The sequence below is a fragment of the Modicisalibacter tunisiensis genome, assembly GCF_020148005.1.
GTDB classification, from domain to species: Bacteria; Pseudomonadota; Gammaproteobacteria; order Pseudomonadales; family Halomonadaceae; genus Modicisalibacter; species Modicisalibacter tunisiensis.
On record NZ_JAGXFD010000001.1, the window covers coordinates 1,003,356 to 1,012,718 of the forward strand.

Sequence of the window (9,363 nt, forward strand, 5' to 3'; positions counted from 1 at the left end):
ACACGTTCAGCGTTGCGTGGCGTCCTCGGCGATGCGTGCGAAGATGGCATCGAGTTCACGCGCCTTGTCGGCGAGCGCGGCGGCTCGCTCGTCGTCATCGAGATCGGCGACATAGGGCGCGAAGATCGCACTGGGCGTCTTCCACGACAATGTCGCCGTGGCGTCGTCGTTTTCGGTGACGTAAAAGCGGATCGGCGCCTCGATCATCGCCGGCACGCTCAGCCGCAGTATCTCGACGGCAAGATCGTTGCGGAAAACGCCGACGACCCGGTTACCGGGAATTTTCACGCCGCGCTGGGCGGCAACCTGGGTGGGCCCGACGTCGGTCACGATGCCCATGTCGTTGTCGGTAACCGCGCGCTTCAGCCGGTTCAGCAATGTGGTGTAGCTCTGCTGCGTGGGGATGACCTGCCAGCCGTCCGCCGGCCATCGCGTCTGCGCCATGCCGGTCGACGCCACCATCATGAGCATCAGGCCAAGGGCCCAGGGAAGGATTCTGTCAGGGATGGCTTTCATGACGGCACCTCTTGTGGTTGGCGTGGCGGTTGTTGGCGTGGCGGGAATGCGCGTTGCCAGTGACGTAACGTCGAAGGGTGGACGCCGAACGTGTTCGCCACCTCGACATCTTGAGTGTCGGCAAGTAGCGCGATGATTGCCATGTGATGGATGGCGTGACTGGTCAGGAAGGCCAGTTCGCGCTCGAGACTGGAAGGCAGCAGCGAACGCTGCCCGCCGACATGATAGGCGAAGTGGACGCGTCGCGTCGCTGTCGGCTGCCCGCCGAGTCGAGAGAGTCTGTTTGCCAGGTTCTGTAACTGTTCAAGGGCGCACTCGGGGCGCTGTTCCACATCGGGATCGCGCTGGCGGCGCTCGTAGTCGACGGTAGGCGCTGGCGCTACTCCCTCCTGAGCCAGCAGGGCTTCATAGTGATCGAGGATATGGCGAACATGCTTGCCAATGGTGTGCCGGGCATCGGCGCCATGGAGCGCGGTGTATTGGGCGGACGTGAGACGGCTCACGAAGCCTGTCAGCTGATCCAGTGTGTCGCATGCCTCGTCGATTAATGCGGCCAGCACGGGCTTGATCATGGCAAGACTCTCCTGATGGGAAATGTGGACAGGGCAGGCGCGTGGAAGGAAGGCCCTCCACGCGCCTTGCTCAAGCGGCTTCAGCTTCAGGAGCTTTCTCCACTCTCGGCTTCTCCCTCACCTTCTCCTTCTCCTTCGGCTTCCGCCTCGCCCTCGGCGCTGGCCATTAACGGAGCGGCGCTCTGGGCGATTGTGTAACTCGCGACATCGGTCGTGTTGTCTGCCATCGCCTGGGCGGCGAAGGGACCGGACAGCAGGAGCAGCATGGGGGTCGTGTAGATGACCCGGCGGCTCAGGCGTCCCATCAGGCAGTGACGCTTGTGTTCATGGGATGTCATGATTGCACTCCTTTCCAACGGTGAATGACGGTGCTGAACACCGTCGACGAGAGGCCGTGACGACATGTCAATTGGCCTCGGGACTGGCTTCGGCCTCGGGACTGGCTTCGGCCCCGGGACTGGCTTCGGCCTCGGGACTGGCTTCGGCCGACGCGAACATGTAATACCCCGAGGGTGTGGCAACGTCGGAATAGATCGCGTACAAGGCCGACGCGCCGACCACGACGGCAAGCGCCGGGACGCTGTAGGCGATGCCTCGTGACAGGGTATCGAGCAAGGTTCGGTGCGAATTCTGGGTCATGGGTAAACCTCCGTGGCGAGTCGCAGACGCGGTAGCTTGCGAGATCAGGTGTGATTGCCCCTGGCCATCAGATACAAGGCGATCAGCGTGAGCGTGACCTGGAACATCATGCCGCCGAGCGGATGACTGGCCGTGGCCATGAAGTGCCACTGGCCCCAGTGTTCCATGACGATCGCGCCCAGCAGGATCGGTATTGCAAACAGCGCGCCGAGTCGCGTCGCGGCGTCTCCCATGCGGCCGGCCAGGAGGCCGCCGAGCAGAATCAGCATGCCGGTGGCTATCTCGCCCAGTGCCACGACCAGGGCAATAAGCCATGGCAGATCCATGATCCGGGCGAAGCCCTGGATGCCGCTGCCCGCAAACTTGTCGGCCCCGGTGTACAAGAAGACGCTCGCCATGGCCGCGCGCAGCAGCCAATGCGCCCAGGGCGCCTGCGGGAGGGACCGCGGGGACGTCAGTGCCGATTTCATCATGGGTCGGTTCTCCTTGTGGTGATGACGTGGCGCCGTTCACGAAGCGCCGGCATGAAGGGAGTCAATTCCCGCTCGGCAAGGCATGATGCGTACCGTTTTCCAGGCGCGCTCTCGCCGGTTCGGGAGAGTCGCCGGGCAATGAGAATCTCGGCAGTGCCGTGAGCCATTCGAGCAGGACGGCAACGTCGTGGCCGTCGGGAGGCGATGTATCGGCATGCCGAGCGGCCGGCAGCAATGCCGCGAGGAGCGCCAACGGGGTTGGCCGCGCGGTGTCGTCGTCCCATGTCGCGACCCCGGTGATGCGCAGGTCGCACGACGGGTAGGCCGAGGGCGTGATGAGCCGCCCGCCGGGCAGGGTCAAGGGGAGCGCCAGCACGCTGGCCTGGCTGGGCCCCTGGCGGTGCCAGGCGATGCCTCGTATCAGGCAATAGCCGAGCGGTTCGGCCATGGCGAGCAGTGGTTGCCAGTCATCGCCGGCCACGGGCACGAGAATGGCCGCCTCGGGCGCGTCACGGTGGACCAGAAGCGCGGCGTCAATCATCAGCTGGCCCTCGGCGAGCGCGCGTCGTCCGAGTTCGTCGATCAGGCGCGGGCCGAGCTCGGCGAGGCCGAGGTGAGAGGCCACCAGGTCCGCGTCGATCATCAGGCGGTAGCCGCCGGTCTCCTGGATCAGTTCGAGTTGCGGCAATGTCGCGACCTGGCCGGGCTCCCACGCGGTGAGGGCGCCGACCAGCCGCTCTCGTGCCGGCAAGCTCCGGGTATGCAGGGCCCAACTGCGTCCTGCGATGGAAAGGCCGATCGGTGCCGGGGGCGGCGTGTGAGTCCGCGTTGGGTGGTCACGCTCGGGTGACGCGAGAGGCGCGCTGTCGTGTGTCGGCGCCTGGCGCAGCAGACCCTGGCGGCACCACGCTTCCAGGCACTGCCAGACGTGGCGCTCCAGTGCGTTCCGGTCGGGCGCTGGCTGATCGACCTGGCTGGCCTGATGCAGATGAGCGACGATGCCGCTCGGTGTCTCGCCCTCGCCGGCCAGCAGCCAGATCAGAGCGGCACTGTCATTGAGCGAGAGCAGGCCGCCGCGATGGGGGGCGTAGAGTGCCAGGCGGTCGTTGTCGATCAACTCGGTGACATCGCCGCGCTGCAGGTAAGGCTCGGCCGGTACTTGCGCATCGAACGTGCTGGCCAGTCGCCAATCCAGCAGGCCGGGCAGGGTGAAGAACGCCAGGTGGTCGGCAGGCGCGCTACCAGGATAGAGGCGCAGGAAGTCCCCGGCCCGTGACAGCTCGCGCTGGGCGTCGTCGCGCAGGGCCTGGGGCGAATCGTCGCTGGCCCCCGGGGTCTCCCGGCCATCGATGTCCACCAGCGCGACCAGGTCCTCGACCAGGCGCCGCTTGATGGCTTCCTCCGCCGGGCCGCCGCTGTCCGGACCGGCGCAGACCCCCAGCGAGGGACTCAGGTTGCACTCGAGGATCCAGGGTTTGAGATTGGCGTCGATCAGGCAATCGATACCCAGCAGCTCGTAGCCGCCGCGGCTATCGATACCGTCGTCGGCGCAGCGCTGGCGAAAGCTATCCAGGGCCGCGATCACGGTGAGCGTCAGCCGGTCGTGGAGACGCTCGAACAGGGCCTCGTCATCGTGTCCCTGTTCGCGCAGCCACGCGCGATAGCGATCCAGGTCGATGAACTCGACGGGCACCTCGGCGTCCGTGTTGCGGGCGTTGATATCGGGGTTGGTGAGGTGGCTGTAGGGGTTGGCCTTGTCGTCCCGGTCATAAAGGCCGGAAGCGAGCTTGGCGAATCCCTGGCGATACACGTAAAGACGCAGGGGGGCGAGAGAGGCCAGCAGGACATAAAGCCGCAAGACATACTTGTGTCCGCGAATGGTGTGTGGGTCGTCGAGATACTCCTGGACCAGCCAGTTCGATTGGCGGGGCGCGTCGGCGGCATCCTCAAGCAGTCGAATGCCCTTGCCCTTGGAGGCATTGGCGGGCTTGAGAATCCAGCACTGGCCGGGGTCGGCCAGTGCCGCATCCTGCAGGGCATGGTAATCATCGGGCATGAGATAGGCTCGCGGGAAGAAGTCGAGCCGTGCTACCTGTGAGGACTGGGAGCCGAAGCGCTCTTCCATCCGGTCGCGCAGCGTCGCCAGCGATTGATAAAGGCGGCTTTTCAGCGTCAGTGCATTGTTGCCGGGGAGATGATTGAGCTTGCAGGTCGGCGAGAGCTTGCGGAATTGCTCCGGGTCGGGCATGCCCGTGAACCAGCCGGCCTGCCAGTGCTCGGCGTCGCCGGCGACCCAGCCCCGTGCCTCGAGAGCCTCTCGGAAGAATCGGTCCTGCTCGTCGGCGCGCTTGCCACCCAGCCAGTAACGAGGCGCCCGAGACGATGGCATGGTCATGTTCTTACCCCTGCTCGGCGTTGTGAGATGTTGTGATATGCCTTTGAGTCGGGGGTGGGCGGGGATCCTTACACGCCGTTGAAAAAGCTTCGCTGGCCGGCGGGGTAGCGGGGTGTTGCGGATGAATCCCGGGTGGTGACTGGCCATGTAAGGAATACTGGCCAGCGACGACCAACGGATAGTCGATCAGGGAGAGTGGCATGAATTATTCGCGAGGTTTGCTGGTAGCGGCACTGGTGCTGTTGCCAACGGCGGGCCAGGCCTATGAGCTGTCCGACTGGACGTCCGTGACCGAGGCCGCCCGGGGGCAGACCGTATACTGGAACGCCTGGGGTGGCGACCCGCGTACCAATACCTATATCGATTGGGTGGCCGAGCAGGTCGGCGAGCGATATGCCATCGATCTCGTGCATGTCAAGGTCAGCGATACCGCCGAGGCGGTGACCCGTGTGGTGGCCGAGAAGGCGGCCGGAAATAAGGACCACGGCGCGGTCGATCTGATCTGGCTCAACGGCGAGAACTTCGCCGCCATGAAGAACAATGATCTGCTCTATGGCCCCTGGGCCGAGCAGCTGCCCAATTTTTCACTGACCGCGCCCGAGCAGAATCCCGAAGTGCGCGAGGATTTCACCCTGCCGGTCGAGGGCTATGAAGCGCCCTGGGGCCGCGCGCAGATCACCTTCTATTACGACAGTGCGCGTGTCGACGAGCCGCCGCGCAGCATTCCCGCGCTGCTCGACTGGGCCCAGGCGCATCCCGGACGCTTCACCTACCCCCAGCCGCCGGCCTTTCTGGGCACGACTTTCCTCAAGCAGGCGCTGCTGGCGTTGACCGACCAGCCCGAGGCGCTCTACGCGCCGGTCGACGAGGCCGATTTCGACGCCGTCACTGCGCCGCTCTGGCGATACCTGGACCGCTTGCATCCCGCCTTGTGGCGCGAGGGCAAGCGCTTTCCCACCGGCGGTCCCCAGATGCGCCAACTCATGGGCGATGGGGCGTTGAGCCTGGCGTTCACCTTCACGCCCTCGGCGCCTGCCGCCGCGGTGCTCGATTATCAGCTGCCGCCGACCACGCGCAGTTATATTCTCGACGACGGCACGCTGGGCAACGTGCATTTCGTCGCCATCCCCTTCAATGCCCAGCACAAGGCCGGCGCGTTGACGGTCGCCAACTTCCTGCTATCGCCCGAGGCCCAGGCCCGCAAGCAGGATCTCTCGATGTGGGGTGATGCCACGGTGCTGGACATGGCGCGCCTGAGTCCCGCGCAGCGTGAGGCGTTTGCACGCGACGGCCGGGCCGCCGAGAGCCTGCCGCCGCCCTCGCTGGGCAAGACGCTACGCGAACCCGACCCTTCATGGATTGAACCTCTCGAGCGGGCCTGGCGGCAGCGTTACGGCGCGCAATGAGTTCGGCCGTGGCTTATCGGCTCGTCGTCGGGACGCTGCCCTGGCTGACCATCGCCTTGCTCAGCATGCCGGTGGCCAGCGGCGTGCTCGGCGCGCTGATGCCGGCCTTCGGCTGGCTGCCGACGCTCGGGGGCGACCATCTCTCGTTGTCCCCCTGGCGGCAGCTCGTCCAGGTGCCGGGCCTCGTCGACATGGCCCGGCTCAGCCTGGTGACCGGGTTGGCCAGCGCGGCGCTGGCGCTGGCGCTGGTGGTGCTGTTTCTGGGCAGCTTTCTGTACACGCCACTATATCGGCGCATCCAGCGCTGGCTGTCGCCGCTGCTGGCGGTGCCCCACGCGGCGGCGGCGATCGGCCTGGCGTTCCTGCTGGCACCGTCGGGATGGGCGGCGCGAGGCCTCTCGCCCTGGTTGACCGGCTGGGCCTATCCCCCCGGTTATGCGTTTCCCGGCGATGCCTGGGGGCTGTCGTTGATCCTGGGGCTGGTCGTCAAGGAAGTGCCCTTCCTGTTGCTGATGAGCCTGGCGGCCCTGGTGCAATGTCAGGCCGGCGAGCGCTTGGCCGTGGCGCGAAGCCTCGGCTATCGCCCCTTGACGGCCTTTCTCAAGGGCGTCATGCCCGGGCTGTATCCCCTGCTGCGCTTGCCCCTCTACGCGGTGATCGCCTTTGCCACCTCGACGGTGGATGTGGCCATGATCCTGGGCCCCACGACACCCTCCACGCTGGCGGTCTCCGTGGTCGGCTGGCTCAACGACCCCGTGCTGTCGACGCGCTTCATGGCCTCGGCGGGGGCGATATTGCAGCTGCTGTTGACGCTGACGGCCTTGTTGATCTGGTGGTCGCTGGAGCGCCTGGTGGCATGTGCGAGCCGGGGCTGGTACCGGGACGGGCGTCGTCAGTGTGGCGACCGCTGGCTGGGCGGCGTGGCCTGGCTGGCCATGCGTACGGTACTGGGCTTGATGATGGCCGGACTGGCGGGGTTGGTGCTGTGGTCGGTGGCCGGCTATTGGCCGTTCCCGCATTTTCTGCCACGGTCGCCGACTGTGCATAACTGGCTGAACGCGGCCGATGAACTGATCGTTCCGGTATGGCAAACGCTGAGCGTCGCGCTCATCGCGACCCTCGTGTCGGTGGTGCTGGTGCTGGGCTCGCTGGAAGCGGAAACCCTGAGGAGTCGTCCCTTGCAGCCTTGGGTACAAGTGATTCTGTACCTGCCGCTGCTGGTACCCCCGGTGGCCTTCCTGTTCGGGCTGGTCATGATGCAGGCGCAAGCGGGTATCCGCCCTGGACTGGGCACGGTCATCGTGGGCCACGCGGTCTTCGTGCTGCCCTACGTCTTCCTGTCCCTGGCGGAAAGCTATCGACGCCTGGATCCCCGCTGGAGCCAGCAGGCACGCAGCCTCGGTGCCGGACCGTGGCGGGTCTTCCTGGGCGTACGCCTGCCGTTGCTGCTGGCGCCGATCGTGACCGCGGCGGCGGTGGGCTTCGCGGTGAGCATCGGCCAGTACCTGCCCACCGTCCTGCTGGGGGCGGGGCGTGTGGTCACGGTGACCACCGAGGCGGTCAGTCTGGCGAGCGGCGGGGATCGGCGGCTGACCGCCATCTACGCCCTGGTCCAGCTGTTGCTGCCGGCCTTGGGGTTCCTGCTGGCGATGCGGGTGCCCCGCTATGTGTTTCGACGCCGGCGCGGCCTGCTGCCCGGTGCCGACTGAAGCCCGGTGTTGACTGAAGAAAGGAGCCACACCATGGCGTCATTGATTCTCGACGACCTCGTCATTGAGCAGGGCCAGCAGCGCCTGCTGAGTCTGGATACCACGATCGCTCCCGGCGAGGTGCTGACCATCATGGGGCCCTCCGGCGTCGGCAAGTCCACCTTGCTGGCGTTCATCGCGGGTTTCTTGAGTCCAGCCTTCCGGGCGCGAGGGCGCGTAAAGCTCGATGAAAAACGCATCGATATGCTGCCGGCCGAGCAGCGTCATGTCGGGCTGCTCTTTCAGGACCCGCTGCTGTTTCCGCATCTCGATGTCGAGGGCAATCTGGCCTTCGGCATGGTGCGCGAGGGGAGTCGTCAGCAGCGCTGCGCGCGAATTCACGAAGCCCTGAGATCGGTCGGGCTGGAGACGTTTGCCAAGCGTGACCCCGCGACGCTGTCCGGCGGGCAGAAGGCGCGGGTCGCCCTGCTGCGGGTGCTGCTGTCACAGCCGCGCGCGATCCTGCTCGACGAGCCGTTCTCCAAGCTGGATGCCGGACTGCGTGACGAGATTCGTCACTGGGTCTTCGAACGCGTGCGGCATTACCGCCTGCCCACGCTGATGGTGACCCACGACGAGGCCGACGCCCGGGCGGCCGGCGGGCGTATCATCACTTTCGATGACGGATGTCGGGTCACATCATGAGCTAATGTGATCATGCGGTTTTTTAGCGTTAGGCATTGTCTGAAAACTGTCTGCGCTCGGCCCCCCCACTGTCAAGCTAGTTGGAGTGTCAGCGGCTCTTAGAGTGCCTTTCAAAACCTTGAAAGCGGCTCTCGCCATTCCTAGATTTTGGGCATGGCTAAGAAGATCGTATCCGATGAACTCTGGTCTATCGTCGAGCCGCTACTGCCTCCGCCTCAGCCCAAGCCGCGTGGCGGCCGACCTCCCGTTTCCAATCGCGCAGCCCTGACAGGCATCCTGTTCGTCCTGCGCTCGGGTATCCCTTGGGAGATGTTGCCTCAAGAGATGGGCTGCGGTTCCGGCGTGACCTGCTGGAGGCGCCTGCGCGACTGGCAGGAAGCGGGCGTCTGGGAACACTTGCATCAGACGCTGCTGGAACACTTGCAGCACGCGGATCAACTGGATTGGGAGCGAGCCTGTATGGACAGCGCCTCCCTACCGGCAAAAAAGGGGGCTCAGCGATCGGCCCCAACCCGACAGACCGAGGAAGACCGGGCACAAAGCGGCACCTCCTGACCGATCGTCAGGGAGTCCCGTTGGCTGTCCTGCTCTCGGGAGCCAACATGAACGATAGTGTGCCATTAACGGCACTGCTCGATAGCGTTCCACCGATTTCGTCGGGGCGACCGGGGCGGCCTCGTCGTCGTCCCGACAAACTCCATGCGGACAAGGCGTACGATCATCGCCGTTGCCGCCAAGCCTGTCGGCGACGTGGCATTCAGCCCCGCATTGCTCGTCGAGGTGTCGAGGATAGTCAGCGGCTCGGGTGCCATCGCTGGGTTGTCGAACGCACCTTTGCCTGGCTGGGCAGGATGAGGCGACTCACCACGCGCTATGAACGGCGAGTCGATATCCATTATGCCTTTACGCTGCTGGGCTGCTCTCTGGTCTGTCTGAACAAGCTTCAAGGCAGGTTTTGAAAGGCACTCT

The 9,363-nt window shown here is 65.4% G+C and carries 10 protein-coding genes; 4 read left to right on the forward strand and 6 right to left on the reverse strand.

What is annotated here, in order from left to right:
- Positions 1–6 precede the first annotated feature (6 nt).
- The 6 genes from KGQ91_RS04620 to KGQ91_RS04645 form a co-directional block, all read right to left on the reverse strand.
- Positions 7–516 carry a DUF302 domain-containing protein gene (locus tag KGQ91_RS04620; RefSeq protein ID WP_224420382.1) on the reverse strand — a complete coding sequence of 170 codons (510 nt, stop codon included), beginning with the start codon at positions 514–516 and terminating at the stop codon, positions 7–9.
- Complete coding sequence (locus KGQ91_RS04625; RefSeq protein WP_224420383.1) at positions 513–1,088, reverse strand: DinB family protein; 576 nt, start codon at positions 1,086–1,088, stop codon at positions 513–515. The genes KGQ91_RS04620 and KGQ91_RS04625 overlap by 4 nt, the downstream gene beginning before the upstream one ends.
- A gap of 86 nt (positions 1,089–1,174) precedes the next feature.
- Entirely contained in the window at positions 1,175–1,426 is a 252-nt protein-coding gene (locus tag KGQ91_RS04630; protein ID WP_163647976.1) for a hypothetical protein, read from the reverse strand.
- A gap of 67 nt (positions 1,427–1,493) precedes the next feature.
- The gene (locus KGQ91_RS04635; RefSeq protein ID WP_224420384.1) at positions 1,494–1,727 is read right to left on the reverse strand and encodes a hypothetical protein; all 234 of its coding nucleotides are present in this window, start codon (positions 1,725–1,727) and stop codon (positions 1,494–1,496) included.
- A gap of 44 nt (positions 1,728–1,771) precedes the next feature.
- A complete protein-coding gene (locus KGQ91_RS04640) occupies positions 1,772–2,200 on the reverse strand; it encodes a DoxX family membrane protein (protein WP_163647974.1) in 429 nt (142 codons plus the stop codon).
- Positions 2,201–2,261: 61 nt separating this feature from the next.
- Positions 2,262–4,595, reverse strand: a complete 2,334-nt coding sequence (locus KGQ91_RS04645; protein ID WP_224420385.1) for a PqqD family peptide modification chaperone — start codon at positions 4,593–4,595, stop codon at positions 2,262–2,264.
- Between the two features lie 200 nt (positions 4,596–4,795).
- On the opposite strand from KGQ91_RS04645, the gene KGQ91_RS04650 reads away from it, so the two are divergent.
- The 4 genes from KGQ91_RS04650 to KGQ91_RS04665 all read left to right on the forward strand — a co-directional run bounded on the left by KGQ91_RS04650 (position 4,796) and on the right by KGQ91_RS04665 (position 9,353).
- On the forward strand, positions 4,796–6,001 hold the full coding sequence (locus tag KGQ91_RS04650; protein WP_224416081.1) for an ABC transporter substrate-binding protein: 1,206 nt from the start codon (positions 4,796–4,798) through the stop codon (positions 5,999–6,001).
- 8 nt (positions 6,002–6,009) lie between these two features.
- Complete coding sequence (locus tag KGQ91_RS04655; protein WP_318010247.1) at positions 6,010–7,710, forward strand: ABC transporter permease; 1,701 nt, start codon at positions 6,010–6,012, stop codon at positions 7,708–7,710.
- 33 nt (positions 7,711–7,743) lie between these two features.
- Positions 7,744–8,394, forward strand: a complete 651-nt coding sequence (locus KGQ91_RS04660) for an ATP-binding cassette domain-containing protein (RefSeq protein ID WP_224420387.1) — start codon at positions 7,744–7,746, stop codon at positions 8,392–8,394.
- A gap of 153 nt (positions 8,395–8,547) precedes the next feature.
- Positions 8,548–9,353, forward strand: a protein-coding gene (locus tag KGQ91_RS04665; protein WP_420891355.1) for an IS5 family transposase whose coding sequence is annotated in 2 segments (ribosomal slippage) — positions 8,548–8,896 and positions 8,896–9,353 — 807 coding nt in all. Because the reading frame shifts where the segments join, the coding sequence is not laid out codon by codon here.
- Positions 9,354–9,363 lie beyond the last annotated feature (10 nt).